Source organism: Mesorhizobium sp. CNPSo 4689 (genome assembly GCF_057784325.1).
This window is the reverse complement of record NZ_JBWLUZ010000001.1, coordinates 166,627-183,897: the sequence shown is the minus strand read 5'-3', so window position 1 is coordinate 183,897 and position 17,271 is coordinate 166,627. Positions and strand designations below refer to the sequence as shown.

The following is a 17,271-nucleotide window of genomic DNA, read 5'->3' as shown; positions in this document are numbered from 1 at the left end:
ATGATGCCTCGATGCACGGCCTGCCTCCAAGAATGGAGGCTTGCGACACGTCAGCTTCGCCTTCCCCGCAAAGCGAGGGTAAGGCTGAGAGGCAGGGCCGACAATCGCAATCTCAAAACAGACGCTTTTCGAATGCCGGCCGGGCATGTGCCCGGCCGGCCCGTTGCCTGAGCTCTTACTTTGCCGGCTTGTACCAGCTGTCGAGACCGTCCTGCAGCTTCTTGGCGGCCGCTTCCGGCGTGTCGGTGCCGTTGATGACGTTGGCCGATTCAACCCAGGTCTCGTTTTCGAGGTTCGGCGTACCGCGGCCCAGGATCTGGTAGGTCGAGCGGATCGTCGACTTGCACTTGTCGCGCCAGGAGACGAATTCCTGGGCCAGCGGGTCTTCCATCTTCACTGGCGCCGAGTTCAGGCTGAAGAAGCCCGGCAACGCATTGGCATAGATGGTGGCGAAATCCGGCGAGGCGACCCAGGTCAGGAAGGTCTTGGCCGCATCCGCATTCTTCGAGGCCGCATTCAGGCCGATGCCGATGTCGGTGTGGTCCGAGATGTAGCAGGTGTCGCCGGCCTTCTCGACCGGCGGCGGGAAGGCGCCCATCTTGAACTGCGCCTGGGTGTTGAACAGCGCGATTTCCCACGAGCCGGCCGGGTAGATGGCGGCGCGGCCGAGCGTGAACAGGTTCTGGCTGTCCGGGTAGGTCTGCGCCTCGAAGCCGTCGCCAAGATAAGGCTTCCACTTGGCAAGTTCTTCATACGGCGCCACCCAGTCCTTGTCGGTCAGCTTCTGCTCGCCCTTGATGAGCGCTGTACGGCCATCCTCGCCCTTCCAGTAGTTCGGGCCGATGTTCTGGTAGCCCATGGTCGCTGCTTCCCAGAGATCCTTGGTGCCCATCGCCATCGGGATGTAGGTGCCGTCGGCCTTGATCTTGTCGAGCGCGGCGAAGAATTCGTCACGAGTCTCCGGCACCTTGATGCCGAGCTTGTCGAAGGCGTCCTTGTTGTAGATGAAGCCGTGGATGACCGAGGCCATCGGCACGCAGAATGTCGCCTTGCCGTCGTCGGTCTGCCAGGCGGCCTTGGCCACGGGGGAGAAATTCTCCATGCCCGGCAGCGCCGACAGATCGGCGAGGTTGCCCTTCTTGTAGAGTTCAAGCGACTTGTCGAACGGGCGGCAGGTGATCAGGTCGCCCGCCGAGCCGGCGGCGAGCTTGGCGCCGAGTGCGGCGTCATATTCGGTCGGCGCAGACGGTGCGAACACCACCTTGATGCCGGGGTTCTTGGCTTCGAAGGCCGGGATCAGCTTGTCCTTCCAGATGGCAAGGTCGTCGCCGCGCCAGCTTTCGATGTTGAGCGTTACGTCGTCGGCATAAGCCACCCCGGCGGTGCCGAGAATGCTGGTGCCGAGAAGAAGGGCCGTCAGTAGTTTCGTTGTCATGCTCAGTCTCCCTGTTGACCTTTTTCAGGTTCGGTTTTGATGAGAACAGAGGCTTGCGGCCCCTTGCTCCCCTCGATCGCGGAAAGCGCCGGCCGCAGCTTGTGGCCCGTTCTTTCCAGTATCTTCTCGGCCGCATCGGCGTTGGCGGCGCCGGCGGCGAGCAGAATGGCTGTCTTGACAACGCCGCCGCTCATTTCGAGCAGGCGCGCCGCATCGTCCCTGCCGCGCCCGCTGATGGCGGCGACGATGCGTGCCGCGCGATCGCGCAGCTTGATGTTGTCGGCGGTGAGATTGACCATGTAGCCGTCATGGACATGGCCGAGATGAATGGCGGTGAGCGTCGACAGCATGTTGAGCGCGATCTTCTGCGCGGTGCCGGCGCCCATGCGGGTCGAGCCGGCAATCAGCTCTGGCGGCGTCTCGAGCAGGATGGCGACATCGGCCAGCTTGAGCAGCGGCGTGTCCTTGTTGTTGGCGATGGCGACGGTCGCGGCACCGCGGCTGCGCGCATCCTCCAGCGCCCTGACCGCATAGGGCGTCGAGCCGCTGGCCGAAATGGCGATCAGGCAGTCGCCCGCGCCGATATCGGCATTGGCAACCGCAGTCGAGGCTTCGTCGGTGTCGTCCTCCGGCCCGCCGGCCAGTGTCTTGAAGGCTTCTTCGCCGCCGGCGATCAGGATGGCGATGCGGTCACGCGCAATGCCGAAGGTGCCCGGCAATTCCAGGGCATCGGCCACTGCCATCAGGCCCGAGCTGCCGGCTGCCGCATAGGCAAGCTTGCCGCCGCCTGCCAGCCGGCCGGCGATGATCTCGGCAGCGTTGGCGATGGCGGGAATGGCGCCGCGCACGGCCCTGGCGGCCTCGATCTGTGCGTCGGCCAAGAAGGAAAGGATGGCGTCCGGGGCCTGGATGTCCAGTCCCTCGGCGTTCTGATGATGCGCTTCCGTGCGCTTCTCGGCCATGCAATTCCCTCCAACTCGCAAAACAATACCAAAAAAATACCACTTGTCCACACGCATTAACGAAATCGCAGCCGCAAAATTCACTCGCCGGCAAATTACCTAGATTTTTCAATAAAATACGTCTTAATCTTTTTGAAACCGAAATTAACTCTTGGCTATTGGTATTTTATTGGTATTATTCGCTTGGAGGAGAAATCGCGTGAATTTCGTGCTTGGCATCGATGGCGGCGGCACCAGCTGCAGGGTAGCCCTTGCGACAGCGGGTGGCACGGTCGTCGGCCGCGCCAAGAGCGGCGCCGCCAACATCCGCACCGACCTCACCGGCGCCCGGACCAACATCGTCGAGGCGGCCCGGCAGGCGTTCATTGCTGCCGGACAGAATCCGGAACTGATCCCGCAGACCCCCGCCATTCTCGGCCTCGCCGGCGCTAATGTTGGCACTTACAGACAGCAGCTCGAGGCGATCCTGCCGTTCAGCCAAAGCCGCGTCGAGACCGATGCCGAGATCGCGCTGGAGGGCGCGGTTGGCTCCGGCGACGGCGCCATGGCCATCCTCGGCACCGGCACTGCGTATATGGCGCGCAAGAACGGCAGGTCGCGCGCCATCGGTGGCTGGGGTTTCCAGGTCGGCGACCAGGGCAGCGGCGCGCGCATCGGCCGCGACCTGCTCGAACAAACGCTGCTCGCCTATGATGGCATTCGACCGGCCTCGCCCTTGACAGACGCCATGCTCGCGGTCTTCCGCAACAATCCGGAAGACGTGGTCGAGTTCACCACCAACGCCAAGCCTGGCGATTTCGGCGGCTTCGCGCCCAAGGTCTTCGATCACGCCGCCAAGGGCGACATCGTCGCCAACTGGATCCTCGACAAGGCAATCGCCGATGTCGAGGCCTCGCTCGGCGCGCTCGATCTCTCGAGCGGTACGCCGCTCTGCCTGCTCGGCGGGCTGGCGCCGCTCTATGCGCCGCGCCTGTCGGCGCGCTACCAGGCGCTGCTCAAGCCGCCGCTCGACGATGCGCTGGGTGGCGCGGTGCAGATGGCGGTGCGCATTTTCGCCAATGCCGCGGAGACGGCCGGATGAACGCGGCCGACCAGATCTTCGCCATGCTGAAGGAGTCGTCGCAAAGCGGCGCCCCGCTCTATCTGCAGCTCAGGAAGAGCATCGAGGACGCGGTCAACCGCGGGTTGATCGGACCCGGCGACGCGCTGCCGTCCGAACGCGACATCGCCAGCAAGGCCGACATTTCGCGCGTTACCGTGCGCAAGGCGGTGCAGGACCTGGTCAAGGGCGGCATCCTCGTCCAGCGCCACGGCTCCGGCACTTTCGTCGCGCCGCGCATGGAGCGCGTCGAGCAGTCGCTGTCGCGGCTGACCTCGTTCACCGAGGACATGGCGCGGCGCGGCATGGCGGTGCGTTCGGCCTGGCTCGACCGCGGCCTCTATGCGCCCTCGCCCGACGAGATGATGGTGCTTGGCCTGTCGTCGAGCGAACTTGTGGCGCGCGTGGCGCGCCTGCGCATTGCCAACGACACGCCGCTGGCAATCGAGCGCGCCTCGCTGTCGGCCAGCGTGCTACCCGACCCGGAGGCAATCGGCTCGTCGCTCTACGCGGCGCTGGAAACATCCGGCAATCGGCCGGTGCGGGCGGTGCAGCGCATCTCGGCCGCCAATCTCGGCGACAGCGACGCGCGCCTGCTCGAAGTGCCGCCAGGCATTGCCGGACTGCACATTGAACGTATTTCCTATCTGGCGAGCGGCAAGGTGATCGAATTCACCCGCTCCATCTACAGGGGCGACGCCTATGATTTCGTCGCCGAACTCCGGCTGAGCGGGCCGGGCGAAGAGGGCCGGCCATGAGCACAACATCAACCACCCATATGCGACGCGAGATCGAGGAGATCCCGGAAGCCACCGCCCGACTGCTCGACGGCTCGGCGGCGGTGCTGACCGAAGCCGGGCGCGGCATTCGGGAGCGCGATCCGAGCTTCGTCGTCACAGTGGCGCGCGGTTCGTCCGACCATGCCGCCACCTTCATGAAATATGCCGTCGAACTGACCGCCGGCCTTGCGGTCGCTTCCGTGGGCCCGTCGATCGCCTCTATCTATGGCGCCAAGCTCAGGCTTGCCGGTTCGGCCTGCCTAGCGATCTCGCAGTCGGGCAAGAGCCCCGACATCGTCGCCATGGCGCAGGCGGCACGGGCCGGCGGTTCGCTGACCGTCGCCATCACCAACACCGCCGATTCGCCGCTGGCGCGCGCCTCGGACTATGCGATCGACATCCTCGCCGGACCCGAGTGCAGTGTCGCTGCGACCAAGACCTTCATCAATTCCGCCGTTGCCGGTCTCGCCTTGATGGCGCATTCCACCGGCGACGATGCGCTGCTGGCAGCACTCGCCCGCTTGCCCGAGCATTTCCGCAAGGCCATCGCCTGCGACTGGATGACCGCGCTGGCCGAGACGATCGAGAAGCAGAAGTCGCTGTTCATCCTCGGCCGCGGCCCGTCCGCGGCGATGGCCAACGAGGCGGCGCTGAAATTCAAAGAGACCTGCGGCATGCATGCCGAGGCCTATAGTGCGGCCGAAGTCATGCATGGCCCGCTGGCGCTGGTCGGACCGGGCTTCCCGGTGCTGGCGCTCGCCGCCCGCGATGCCTCGGAGCCTTCGGTGGCCGAGGCCGCCGATAGCCTGGCGGGCAAGGGGGCACCGGTGTTCGTCACCTCGGCGCTTGCCAACCGCGCTACGCGCCTGCCGCATGTCGCCACCGGCCATCCCCTGACCGATCCGCTGGCTCTGATCGTCTCCTTCTACATGTTCGTCGAGGCCTTTGCCCGTCATCGTGGCCTCGATCCGGACACGCCGCGCAATCTGCGCAAAGTGACGGAAACCGTATGAGCGACCGTTTTGCCCTGACTGGCGCCCGCATCTTTGACGGCGCCGACTGGCACGAGGATGCCGCCCTTGTCGTGCAGGGCGGTCTGGTCGAGGCCATCGTGCCTGCCGGTGCCATTCCGTCCGACGTCATCAAAGTCGAGACCGGCGGCGGGCTGCTTGCGCCGGGCTTCGTCGATTTGCAGGTCAATGGCGGCGGCGGCGTCATGCTCAACGACCATCCCGATGTCGCCTCGATCGAGACCATCTGCCGGGCGCATGCGCCTTTCGGCACGACAGCCCTGTTGCCGACTTTGATCACCGACACGCCCGCCATCACCGCCGCGGCAGTTGCCGCAGGTGCCGCGGCCGCGCGGCAGAAGCTGCCGGGCTTTTTGGGCCTGCATCTCGAAGGTCCGCATCTGTCTGTTGCCCGCAAGGGTGCGCATGACCCGGCGCTGATCCGGCCGATGACCGACGCGGATCAGGCAGGGCTGATCGCTGCGCGCGAAAGTCTGCCGGTGCTATTGACTACGATCGCGCCTGAATCCGTCGAGCCTACGCGCGTCACTGCGCTGGCCAAGGCCGGCATTGTCGTCAGCCTCGGCCACTCCGACACCGGCTACGCCACGGCGAGCGCCTTCGCCGCTGCCGGCGCGACGGTGGTCACCCATTTGTTCAACGCGATGAGCCAGATCGGCAACCGTGAGCCGGGGCTGGCGGGTGCCGCCATCGACACCGGCACATTGTTTGCCGGCATCATCGCCGACGGCATCCATGTCGATCCCGCCACCATGGCGATCGCTCTGCGCGCCAAGCAGGGGCCGGGCAAGATCGTGCTAGTCACCGACGCGATGGCGACGATCGGCACCGACATGACGTCGTTCACGCTGAACGGCCGCACCATCTACCGCAAGGACGGCAGCCTGCGGCTGGCCGACGGAACGCTTGCGGGTGCCGATCTCGACATGATCTCGGCGGTTCGATACGTCCACCGTGTCGTCGGGCTGGAGCTGTCGGAGGCGTTGCGCATGGCCTCGCTCTATCCGGCGCAGGCGATCGGCCAGTCGCACCGGCTCGGCCGTTTCGCCAACGGCACCGCGGCCGATATCGTCGCCTTGTCGGACGATCTGAACGTCAAGGGCGTCTGGATCGACGGCGCGAAAGTGTTTACGGACAGCAGCGCCACTTAGAGCGGTTCACCGTTTCACGGAAACGCAGAACCGCTCTATCTGTTTGTTTCGACGCAATTCCAAGGGAAAGCGCTACGCGCTTTTCCCGGGAAAACCGTTTCGCACTTTTCCTGGAATTGCTCTAGCGCTGAAAGCCTACCGATGCACACAGTCGATTGCGTTGTTGCCGGGGCGGGCGTCGTCGGCCTCGCCGTCGCCCGCGCTCTCGCTTTGTCCGGCCGCGAGGTGCTGGTGGTCGAAAAGGCCGCAGACATCGGCACCGGGACCAGTTCGCGCAATTCGGAAGTCATCCACGCCGGCATCTACTATAAGCCTGGAAGCCTGAAGGCCCGGCTCTGCGTCGAAGGACGCGAAAGGCTCTATGCCTATTGCCGCGAGCGCAACATCGGCCATGCCCGCACCGGCAAGCTGATCGTTGCCGTCGAAGCGGCGCAGCTCGACAGGCTGCAGACGGTCCGGGCCAACGCGCAACGCAGCGGGGTTGCCGATCTCGAATTGCTGACACGCGCAGAGGCGGAAAGCCTCGAGCCCCATCTGACCTGCGCCGGCGCGTTGCTGTCGCCCTCGACCGGCATCGTCGACAGCCACGCGCTGATGCTGTCCCTGCGCGGCGACGCGGAAGCCGCCGGCGCTTCCTTCGTTTTCCTGACCACGGTTGCCGCGGCAGTCACTGGTGCCGATGGGGTGCAAATCCGTACGCTCGACACCAGTGGTGAGCCGTTCGAATTGAAGGCCGGCGCCTTCGTCAACGCCGCAGGCCTTGACGCGCAGGCCTTGGCCGGGCGCATCGAAGGTTTCCCGCAACGCCTCATTCCCAAGCAATGGCTGGCGCGCGGCAACTACTTTGCGCTTTCGGGCCGTTCACCCTTCTCGCGGCTGATCTATCCGGTCCCGGTCGACGGCGGCCTTGGCGTCCATCTGACGCTCGATCTCGGCGGCAGTGCGCGCTTTGGACCCGATGTCGAATGGATCGACCATGTCGACTATACGGTCGATCCCGGCCGGGCCGATTCCTTCTACGGCGAAATCAGGCGTTACTGGCCGGGTCTTGCGGACGACACCCTGCTGCCAGCCTATGCCGGTGTCAGGCCGAAACTCTCCGGTCCGGGCCAGCCGGCCGCCGATTTCCTGCTGCAAGGCCCGGCCGACCATGGCGCCGGCCCCATCGTCAATCTGTTCGGCATCGAGAGCCCCGGCCTGACCTCGAGCCTCGCCATCGCCGAGCATGTTTTTGGGCTGTTGTATCCGAACTGACCCGCGCAGGCTTCGATGCCAGGGCCGAATTCAGCTCATGAGCCGGCTTTCGCTGGCGCGAAAATGTCCTTGTAGGTTTCGCGTAAAAGATTCTTCTGCACCTTGCCCATGGTGTTGCGCGGCAATTCGTCGACGAAGATCACCCGCTTGGGGTGTTTGTACTTGGCGAGCCGTGCACCGATCGCCGCGATAATATCGGCGGCGCCGATATCAGACGCTGGTGCCCGCACCACGACCGCCGTGACGCCTTCGCCGAAATCCGGATGGGCAATGCCGATCACGGCACTTTCGCTGACCCCGACAAGCGCGTCGATCTCGCTCTCGATCTCCTTCGGATAGATGTTGTAGCCGCCGGAAATGATCAGGTCCTTGCCGCGCCCGACGATGTGCACATAGCCATCGGCATCGACTAGGCCGAGATCGCCGGTGATGAAGAAGCCGTCGTCGCGGAATTCGGCCTTGGTCTTCTCCGGCATGCGCCAATAGCCGGCAAAGACATTCGGACCCTTGACCTCGATCATGCCGACCTCGCCCTGGGAAAGTGTGCGGCCACTGTCGGGATCGGCGATGCGCAGCGAAACGCCCGGCAGGGGAAAGCCGACCGTGCCGGCGCGGCGCTCGCCATCATAGGGGTTCGAGGTGTTCATGTTGGTCTCGGTCATGCCGTAGCGCTCGAGGATGGCGTGGCCGGTGCGCTCGCGCCAGGCCGCATGCGTCTCGGCCAGAAGCGGCGCCGACCCGGATATGAACAGGCGGATGTTTTTCGCCGCCTGGCCGTCCAGGCCCGCCTGCTGCAAAAGCCTGACGTAGAAGGTCGGTACGCCCATCAGCGCCGTGGCGCCGGGCAGCAGCGAGACGATGCGGCCTGCGTCGAATTTCTGCTCGAACAGCATCGAGGCGCCGGCCATCAGGATGACGTTGGTGGCGACGAACAGGCCGTGCGTATGGAAAATCGGCAGCGCATGGATCAGCACGTCGTCGGTGGTGAAACGCCAATGCTCGACCAGCACCCGCGCATTCGAGGCAAGGTTATCGTGGCTGAGCATGGCGCCCTTCGAGCGGCCGGTCGTGCCTGACGTGTAGAGAATAGCCGCCAGATCGTCGGGCTCGCGCGCAACATCGTGGAATTCCTTTGGCTGGTGTGAAGCACTCTCGGTCAGTGAACCTTCGCCCTTGCTGCAAAGCGTGGCTACGGCGGCGCCCGATCTCTCAGCCAGAGGCCCGATATCGGCTGCCTTCGCGGGATCGCAGACGACCAGCCGCGGTTCGGCATCGCCGAAGAAATAGCCGAGCTCCGCCAGCGTGTAGGCGGTGTTGAGCGGCAGGAAGGCGGCACCGGCGCGCAGGCAGGCAAGGTAGAGAAAAATGGCCTCCGGGCTCTTCTCGACCTGGACGGCGACGCGGTCGCCCGGTCTGGCGCCGAATTGGACCAGAGCATGCGCCAGCTGCGCCGACTGGGCCAGCATGTCGCCATAGGTGATGGAGCGCCCGTCATCCGTCGCCATCAGCCGCCGCCCGGGCGCGGGCATGCGGGCGCGGAAAGCGTCGAACAGGTGATTGCTCATGGTTTTCCCTGATATGGCGTCTGCAGCAGCGCAAATATCAGATTTTTGGCGCGGGACGAGAAGCTATTTACGGCCGCGCGATGCCTTGCCGGCCTTGGCCTGTTCGTCCTGGGCAAAGCGCTCCATGCACATGGCCGCCGTCAGGCGGTAGTGGCTGAGCAGGGCTTCGACCGCGCCGTCGGCGTCGCCATCCAGCGTGCGCTCGCCGATCAGGCGATGCTCGCCGAGATCGTCGCGTTCGATTGCCGGGCTGACCTGCGACATCAGCCGGTAGCGGGAGGCTTGATCGGAAAGCTGGTCGCAGAACCCGACCAGCCAGTGCGACCGGCAGGCTGCAATCAGCGCTCGATGGAAGGAGCGATGCAGCTTTTCCCAGTCCGGATTGTTCGACGAGGGCTCGTCCGGCAGGCGGCGCGGGGCGCGCGCCAGGCGATGCAGCGCCAGCACGAGCTGCTCTTCCCATTCCGGCGTGCGGTGGGCGATCGATTCGCGCAGCCCCCGCTCTTCCAGCCAGCAGCGCGTGCGGGTCAACTCCTCCAGTTCCTCGGCGCTGACAGGCATGAGGAAGAAGCCGCGCTGGTCGTGGCGGCCAAGCAGACCTTCCGAGGCGAGACGGTTGAGAGCTTCGCGCACGGGCGAAGCCCCTGCGCCATACCGCGAAACCACCCACTCGACCCGAAGCTTGCTTTCGGTTTCGAGCACGCCGCGCAGAAGATCGTCGCGTAGCTGATGATAGACCGTGCTGGCGAGGGTGCTCTTGGGTCCGGCCCCTTCATCGCCCAGATCGGCGGTTCCGTATGTCAATATAGCTCCTGTTGCCTGCTTGGGCCCGTTGTGGATTCTTGTGTCAAAGCAGCATTGATCCCGTACGCGTAATATACCGCGCCCTGCTTTCGACGCTCAAGCAGAAGATGGCGGTATTCGACTTAAAGAGGAGAGATGGCAGTACCCCATCCGCCAATGTAACTATTGTCAGGAAAATCTCTTTGTCCCGAAGAAACCCGCGCACACCGAACAAGAGGCGTTTGGCGCGTTTCCTTTGCCGTTACAATCGGAAGTTTGGCGACCAAGCCCGTGCCTGGCCTAGCATTTCGGGTTTCATCGTCAGGACCGGCTGAAGCTGTCGAATCTTGCTGCAATCGATTTCAGATGGCGGCGCGGTCCGCTGCCGTCCTGATCGCCTCGATGTTTGCCCGATAGGCTTCGACGCTGCCGCCCTTGAAGATGGCCGCGCCCGCGACCAGCACGTCGGCGCCGGCAGCGGTGACCAGGGGCGCCGTCTCCGGCGAGACGCCGCCGTCGATCTCGATCCGGATCGGCCGCTTGCCGATCATCGCCTTGACCCGCTTCACCTTGTCGACAACGGCCGGAATGAAGGCCTGGCCGCCAAAACCCGGATTGACGGTCATGATCAGGATCAGGTCGAGCCGGTCGAGCACATATTCGATTGCGCTTTCCGGCGTCGCCGGATTGAGCGACACGCCGGCCTTCTTGCCGAGGTTCCTGATGGTCTGCAGCGAGCGGTCGAGATGCGGTCCGGCCTCGGCATGCACCGTTATGCCGTCGCAGCCGGCCTCGGCGAAGGCGGCCAGATAGGGGTCGGCCGGCGCGATCATCAGATGGCAGTCGAAAAAGGCCTTGGTGCGGTTGCGGATCGCCTTGACCACCGGCGGGCCGAAGGTGATGTTGGGCACGAAATGGCCGTCCATCACGTCGAGATGGATCCAGTCGGCGCCGGCCGCCGCGACGGCCTCGACCTCGTCGCCGAGCTTCGAGAAATCCGACGCCAGCACCGATGGCGCGATCAGGGTCTTTTGAGCCATGTCCGCTTCCCGTTCTTGGAACCCGCTCCCTAACGTATCGGCCCGAAAATCGGAACCGATTTTCGGAAAGCACGATGCGTAGATTCAAAAGTGTTAGAGCGTACTTTGTGCGTCCAAATGGACGCACGTCGCTCTAATGGTCCCGACGCTGCTTGTCGACAGAAATCCGGCGCCGGTGCGTTCTCCACACAAGAAGAGAGGCAGCCTCAGCCGCCTCTCTCCTTCCTATGCGTCAGGATTTCAGTTCGCCTACCGCCGCAGCTTGGCCTGCCCCGGCAGAAGAGACCTGGGCCTGCCTTGCTTCAACTTCTGCAAGTCCGTCACGCCCGGCTTGGGCACGCAATGTCCACGCACCAGCTTTTCGGTTGCCCGGCAGCCAGTGGTGATGATCGCGTCCTTCACGCACGCCTTGCCGACCAGATGGTAGCCGCGCTTGCAGTCGATGATGACGGGAGGCTTGCGCACGCATTTGCCGTTGATGCGCAGTTCGTCGCGCCTGCATTTGTCGGCGATCACCGGGTTCTTCACGCATTTCAAGCCGAGCTGACGATAGCCCGGCAGGCAGTGGATGCTGACGCCGATGCACCTGCCGTTGACGAGCTTCTCGGTGCTTTTGCACGCGGCAACGAGCGGCCTGTCGATGCATTTGCTACCCACCTGTTTCTGGCCGGGCAGGCATTTGCGGCCTGGATCGACCACCACCGGAGGCTGCCTGGGCTTGCCGAAGTCCGGACGCGTGCTGGAGACAAGATCGTCGGCCTCCGGTTCGAAGGTGCGCTTATGCAGGTGAAATCCTCCTTGTCCGTATCGACGGTGGCGATGGTGCCATTCTGCTTGATCTCCTGCAGCGTGCACTGGATCGCGCGGGTTCTGACGATGCTGAGATCGTGGAAAGCGCTCGCCTTGAACGCACCGCCATCGTTGAAGGCGACCTTGGTTCCGGTGAAGAAGGCGCCGTTCGAGCAGCTGATCCTGTAGTGGAACGCGCCGGGCTCGTCGCGGCTCACTTCGAATGCGACCTGGCCCTTGCGTGGGCACAGTTTCTTTCCTCCGGCACTATCGGAAAAGGTCACTTCGCCCTGCCAATCGGCCTTTGCCGGCGGGTTGTCGGGATCGGCCTGCGGTGCGTCGGTGAAGCCGCCGCCGCCGGCGCCGGTACAATGCACCGTGATGTCCTTCCAGCCGTCGAAGGGTTCGAACGGACCATTGCCGACGATTTCGGTCTTATACTGGAAGTAGGCAGTTGCGCCGACATTCTCCCATTTCTCGTAGGTCGCGAAATAGCCGTTCTTGGCCGCGTCATATGACGCCCACGCCTGCTTGAACTCGGAGGTGATCGGTCCGCCGTCCTTCTGTCGCCAGATGCGCATAGAGACCGGCCCGGCCTGGTTGGCCTGCGCCCGGCTGGTAACCTTCAGCGAGGGGCAGACCGTGCCGGGCGTCGAGCCCGGTTGATTGGACTGGTAGGTGGTCAAGAACAGCTTGACGTTGTCGACCTCGAACTTGCCGAAATCGGCAGCGACGTCCTGGACCGCGGGCTTGATCACCGGATCGCAGACGATTTGGACCTGGAACGTGCCGTGCTCGGCGTAGTGCGAGTTGAAGAGTGGATAAGGCCAGCTGCCCGGCTGGGTTTCGGCGACGGCATTGTCCATGTCGAGCGCCTTGTCGGTAAGCGCCGTGAAGCTGGCGTGAAAAGTGTGGTTGAACGTGTAGGATTTCGTCGGTCCGTCGGCTTGCAGGTGCTGGTTGCACTTGGCGATGATCTGGTCGCCATAGGGCACGACGGCAATGCCGGTATCGGACGACAGCGGTATTTTGGACGGGTCAAAGGCGAAGTTTTCCTGGTGGTCGTAGTCGCGGCTGACCGGCGCGTCGCTCCAGATCGGCGGAAAAACGCCGCATTGGCCGGGTCCGCAGACGCCGAGTGCGACGCCGACATCCTGAACATAGCCGGGCCAGCGTGTATTGATCTTCATGTGGCCCCAGAACTGGACTGTGCCGCTCTTCAGCGTATCCCATTTCTGCTTGTCGCTCGAGACGACATGGAGGGTGGTGTTGACGCTCTGCGTGTCGAAGGACATCGACTTGATGTTGGCCTGTTCGGCGAAGGCGGAGGTGGTGGCTAGTCCGGCTGCGAGCAAGGCAACGGTCGCAACCGTATTGCGAAAGGCGTAGCTGACTGAAGACATATCTCTCTCCTGATGTGTTCCTTCAGGCGTTGGTCGCCGCTTGCCGCATCAAGGTTCACGCAATCAATCAAGCCACGAAAAACCCCGCCGGATTGCTCCGGCGGGGTTTGGTCTTTTGGTGCCAGGATTACGGCTTGGAGTTCAGGGTGGCCGGATCCTGCTGGTCCACCTGCGGCGCGCGCCTTGGCAGGACCTGCTGGAGGATGTTCGGATTGAGCAGCAGGTTCGGGTTGATCTCCGGCTGCCTGGGGATCGGCACGCAGTTCGGATATCTTCCAGTCGTCCCGGAGGGGCAGCGCCTGATAATGATCGGCTGGCATTGGCCGTTGATCAGCTGCGAGCCCGGCGCGCATTCCTGCCGAACCTTGCGGCAAGCGCCGTCACGGACCTCGGTGCCACGCGGGCAGACACATTCGCCGCGCTTGTTATGCACCTGGCCGCGGATGGTGCACTGCTCCAGCTGAGGCTTCTTCTGCCGGCAGGCGCCATTGCGGATCTCCGTACCCTTCGGGCAGACGCAATTGCCGTTGGAGTCGTGGACCTGGCCGCGGATCGTGCACTGCTCCGGCTTTGGCCGGACCGGGCGACAGGCACCATTGCGCACCTCAGTTCCTTTCGGGCAGACACAATCGCCGTTGGCGTTGTGGACCTGGCCGCGAATGGTGCACTGCTCCGGTTTCGGCCTGATCGGCCGGCAGGCGCCATTGCGCACCTCGGTCCCCCTCGGGCAGACGCAATCGCCGTCTGCGTCATGGACCTGACCGCGAATGGTGCACTGCTCGGGCTTCTGCTTGTCCCGCACGCAGGCATTCGCATTCCTGTCGAGATGCGTGCCGGCGGGGCAGCGGCAGTTGCCGTCCGCTGTCGGGACCGAACCGGGGATGGTGCAGCCCTGCGTGACCTTCACGCAGGCACCATTCTCAAGCTCGGTTCCGCGCGGGCAGATGCAACGTCCGTCCTCGGTGCGGATCTGGCCCTTGAGCAGGACGCAGGGCTTCGGCTTCGGGTCGGTGATGACGCCGCCGCCGGGCGAGCACTGGCCGTTTCGGAAGGTGGTGCCGGGCGGGCAGACGCACCTGCCGGCATCGTTCATGACGAAGCCTTGCGAGCATTCCTTCTCCACCTCGTTCTTGATGGTGAAGGGATGACAGGCATAGGCCTTGCCGCGATCGTCCTGGATGTTGGCCTGATCGCCAGAAAGCACGTCGCCGCCGCCTTGTACCCTTGTGTCGGGAGACAGGACGCCAACGCAGTTCTGGCCGTTGACCGTGCCCTGCAGATTGGCCAGACGGCCGTCGTCGGGAATGACCACGGTGACAGTGTGCACGTGGCTTTCCCCGGCGCCGAGCGTCAGATTGGCGATGCAGGACAGGGGCAAGGTTGCCGGTTCCGGCGAGCAGCCGAAGGGCGGCTCGATCGAGGTGATCGCAACGCCTTCCAGCCTGCCGAGGCCCTCCACGCCGATCGCATCACCGATGCGGACCGGACCTGAGAAGGGGGTCGTCCCGTCATTCGTGATGGTGATCTCGAACGTGCAGGGCCGGCCGGGCAGACACTCGCTGTCGCCAGTCTTCTCGACGCGGATGGTGGAGACCCCGCCGCCCTTGGCGCAAGCCTGGCCGATCGGGTAGACGATGTCGTCTCCCGGCGCCGGCCCGTAGGAGCCGCGCGCGCAGTTCTCGAACTCGCCATTGGCCGAGACCGTCACGTCGAAATGCCTTGAGGTTCCGGGCGTCATCACGGCGCCGGGAATCTGGCACGACAGCGCATTGGCGGGGACCGGTCCGCAAGCCCATTCCGCGCCGTCAGGAGTGACGGTCTGGATCTGGACCGGCGCGCCGCCAGCCACCAACGTCGCCGCATCGTTGACCCGCACCGGACCGGTGGGGGCAGCGGTGCCGAGGCTGATGACGGTGATGCGGCACGAGATGACCGCGGCACCGGCGAGCGAGCCGTTGCACACTTTGGTGATGCGCAGGGTCGGCTTGCCGCCATTGGGATGACGGAAGCGTTCCTTGGCGCAGGCCTTGTTGTTGGTGAGGTCGACCTCACCGGGGATGGGCTTCACCGCCGCGCAGTTCTCGACGGTGTCCGACTGATATCCGGCCGGCATCACCGCCTTGACGACGATCGGCGTCGAGGCGCCCGGCATCAGCACGATGCCGGCATTGTCGCAGCGGAACTGGCCGGGGCCATTCGGTCCGCATGTCCAGGGCGGGCTCGGACCGAAGGTCGAGGATGCCGGCGCGCCGCCTGGATAGTTGTCGATGACCGTCAGCGGCCCGTTATAGGGGACGCTGCCGTTGTTGATGATGTCGATCACGAAGTAGCATATGCCGTCGGGCGTGCAGACCGGGATGCGGGCACGCTTCTTCAGGATCAGGTCGACCTTCTTTTCGACCGGCGGCCGGCATTCCGGATCACGATCGCCACGCCGGCAGATCGGGATCGAGGCGCAGCCGCGATCGTTCTGCTGGCTGCCGAACAACGGCTTGCCGCTGGCGCCATGATTGTAGGTGGCGCAGTTGCGCAAAGCACCGCCTTGCCAGCCCCCGGCCGGCTTGAAGCCGAGCTTGAGGTCGACGGAAGCCCCCGGGTTGAGCGTGGTCACCGGATGGGTGCACGTCATCGGCGTTGCTCCGGGCACGCAGACCCAGGGCGGATTCGGCCCTGAATCGAGCGTGGAACCGGCCGGCAGCGTCACCTCGTCGAGGAGGATCTTGCCGTGATAGGGCGCGCCGCCGACATTGGTGACCCTGATGGTGAAGTCGCAGCCGCCGGCCATCGTGCAACGCGTCACGTCCGCGCGCTTCTCGACCTTGAGGTCCGGCTCCTTGTCGGGCGGGCATCTGAGGTCACGCGGAATGACGATGTCGATGGTCTGCGTGCAGCACAGGCCCCAGCCTTCCTCCGGGCCGGCATAGGTCTCGATACCGGTGACGATGAGGTGGATGACGTCGCCGGGCGATGTCCCGACGATCTTCCAGTTGAGCACACCGCCGCCCGCCGGCACCAGTTGCGTGTCGGGGATGATGGTGATGCCCGGCGTCGTCGTCGACACCTGCACCCACTTGCCGCCCATCTCCGGGCCAACCGGCATGTGGTAGATGAAGGCGCCGCCACCGGGCACGCAATCGACCTTGCCGCGCTCCACCTTGAAGCACTCCTTGCCGGGAGGTGGCGGCGGCCGGTTGCACTTGGTCAGGTCGATCTTGATCGAGGTCTTTTCGCCGGTGAGGAAATCGCCATCATCCGGTTTGCTCGGATCCTGCGACGGGATGATCTTCGCGGTGCCTGGTCCGGCGGTCACGGTGATCAGACCCTGGTTGTCGACGATCGGCGGCGCGGGAAAGGCCGCATGATCGATCTTGGCCGTGATGCGGAAATTTATGATGCGCTCGTTCGGAGCGCCGACGCCGTCGAGATCGGCGGCGGAAATCCGGAAATCGGAAACCGTCGCCGTGTCGTTCGGATCTGCCGACGTGCTGATCGTCGCACCCGGCAGCGGACCGCCGGACGAATCGGTGCCGTCACCGGACACGTTCACATTGACGATCTCGAGGCCGTGCGGAAGCTGGTCCTTGAAGTCGACCCTGATCTTTTTCAGTCTGGCTATGAGACTTGGATCGGCAAAGCCCTGCGGATCGCCGCGCAAGCCGAAGCTCAGCGAATAGACGACGTAGTCGCAGCCTCTTTGAGTGCCTTTCTTGGTGAAGAAAGGCACGATCCGGTCGGGCCTCGGATTGACGACACGCGAATTGTCGAGGTCGAGCCTCAGCTCCGGGCTGATCGGGACAGCGTCTTGCGCGAAGCCTTGTACCGGCGTCAGCATGGCGACCGCGATACCGGCCGCCATCAGCCAGCGCGCGCCGCGCCTGGCGAGTGACAGGGGTTTCATGATCGTCTCCATGACGGTTGGTTGCGTGCTGGTCGACCGGTTGCTCTGGGCGAGCGGGGAAAGTGCGAGATTCATCATCTTT

At 64.4% G+C, this 17,271-nt stretch carries 13 protein-coding genes; 5 read left to right on the top strand and 8 right to left on the bottom strand.

Features of this window, described 5'->3' with window-relative positions:
* Positions 1 to 175: 175 nt before the first annotated feature.
* Together AC04SI_RS00855 and AC04SI_RS00850 are read right to left on the bottom strand one after the other, a co-directional pair.
* Positions 176 to 1,435 carry an ABC transporter substrate-binding protein gene (locus AC04SI_RS00855; protein WP_488473796.1) on the bottom strand — a complete coding sequence of 420 codons (1,260 nt, stop codon included), beginning with the start codon at positions 1,433 to 1,435 and terminating at the stop codon, positions 176 to 178.
* A 2-nt stretch (positions 1,436 to 1,437) separates the two neighbouring features.
* Positions 1,438 to 2,397 carry an N-acetylmuramic acid 6-phosphate etherase gene (locus AC04SI_RS00850; protein WP_404274902.1) on the bottom strand — a complete coding sequence of 320 codons (960 nt, stop codon included), beginning with the start codon at positions 2,395 to 2,397 and terminating at the stop codon, positions 1,438 to 1,440.
* A gap of 199 nt (positions 2,398 to 2,596) precedes the next feature.
* Here AC04SI_RS00850 and AC04SI_RS00845 point away from each other — a divergent pair, with 199 nt between their 5' ends.
* The 5 genes from AC04SI_RS00845 (at position 2,597) to AC04SI_RS00825 (ending at position 7,711) form a co-directional block, all read left to right on the top strand.
* The gene (locus AC04SI_RS00845) at positions 2,597 to 3,478 is read left to right on the top strand and encodes a glucosamine kinase nucleotide-binding domain-containing protein (protein ID WP_404274900.1); all 882 of its coding nucleotides are present in this window, start codon (positions 2,597 to 2,599) and stop codon (positions 3,476 to 3,478) included.
* The gene (locus tag AC04SI_RS00840) at positions 3,475 to 4,254 is read left to right on the top strand and encodes a GntR family transcriptional regulator (protein WP_006202301.1); all 780 of its coding nucleotides are present in this window, start codon (positions 3,475 to 3,477) and stop codon (positions 4,252 to 4,254) included. Before AC04SI_RS00845 ends, AC04SI_RS00840 begins: the two co-directional genes overlap by 4 nt.
* On the top strand, positions 4,251 to 5,288 hold the full coding sequence (locus AC04SI_RS00835; protein WP_404274898.1) for an SIS domain-containing protein: 1,038 nt from the start codon (positions 4,251 to 4,253) through the stop codon (positions 5,286 to 5,288). The genes AC04SI_RS00840 and AC04SI_RS00835 overlap by 4 nt, the downstream gene beginning before the upstream one ends.
* Positions 5,285 to 6,457: an N-acetylglucosamine-6-phosphate deacetylase gene (gene nagA, locus AC04SI_RS00830; protein WP_404274897.1), complete on the top strand. Its 1,173-nt coding sequence runs from the start codon at positions 5,285 to 5,287 to the stop codon at positions 6,455 to 6,457. The genes AC04SI_RS00835 and nagA overlap by 4 nt, the downstream gene beginning before the upstream one ends.
* Positions 6,458 to 6,598: 141 nt before the next feature.
* Positions 6,599 to 7,711, top strand: coding sequence for an NAD(P)/FAD-dependent oxidoreductase (locus AC04SI_RS00825; protein ID WP_488473795.1), 1,113 nt, complete (start codon positions 6,599 to 6,601; stop codon positions 7,709 to 7,711).
* 35 nt (positions 7,712 to 7,746) lie between these two features.
* Here the strand turns inward: AC04SI_RS00825 and AC04SI_RS00820 are convergent, their stop codons facing one another.
* The 6 genes from AC04SI_RS00820 to AC04SI_RS00795 all read right to left on the bottom strand — a co-directional run bounded on the left by AC04SI_RS00820 (position 7,747) and on the right by AC04SI_RS00795 (position 17,267).
* Entirely contained in the window at positions 7,747 to 9,276 is a 1,530-nt protein-coding gene (locus tag AC04SI_RS00820) for a malonate--CoA ligase (protein ID WP_488473794.1), read from the bottom strand.
* Positions 9,277 to 9,339: 63 nt separating this feature from the next.
* Complete coding sequence (locus AC04SI_RS00815; protein WP_404274891.1) at positions 9,340 to 10,080, bottom strand: GntR family transcriptional regulator; 741 nt, start codon at positions 10,078 to 10,080, stop codon at positions 9,340 to 9,342.
* Between the two features lie 341 nt (positions 10,081 to 10,421).
* Positions 10,422 to 11,099: a ribulose-phosphate 3-epimerase gene (gene rpe / locus AC04SI_RS00810; protein WP_006202308.1), complete on the bottom strand. Its 678-nt coding sequence runs from the start codon at positions 11,097 to 11,099 to the stop codon at positions 10,422 to 10,424.
* A gap of 249 nt (positions 11,100 to 11,348) precedes the next feature.
* Positions 11,349 to 11,615 carry a hypothetical protein gene (locus tag AC04SI_RS00805; protein WP_488473793.1) on the bottom strand — a complete coding sequence of 89 codons (267 nt, stop codon included), beginning with the start codon at positions 11,613 to 11,615 and terminating at the stop codon, positions 11,349 to 11,351.
* Between the two features lie 17 nt (positions 11,616 to 11,632).
* A complete protein-coding gene (locus AC04SI_RS00800; RefSeq protein WP_488473792.1) occupies positions 11,633 to 13,291 on the bottom strand; it encodes a hypothetical protein in 1,659 nt (552 codons plus the stop codon).
* Between the two features lie 127 nt (positions 13,292 to 13,418).
* Positions 13,419 to 17,267: a DUF7929 domain-containing protein gene (locus AC04SI_RS00795; RefSeq protein WP_488473791.1), complete on the bottom strand. Its 3,849-nt coding sequence runs from the start codon at positions 17,265 to 17,267 to the stop codon at positions 13,419 to 13,421.
* Between the last annotated feature and the right edge of the window lie 4 nt (positions 17,268 to 17,271).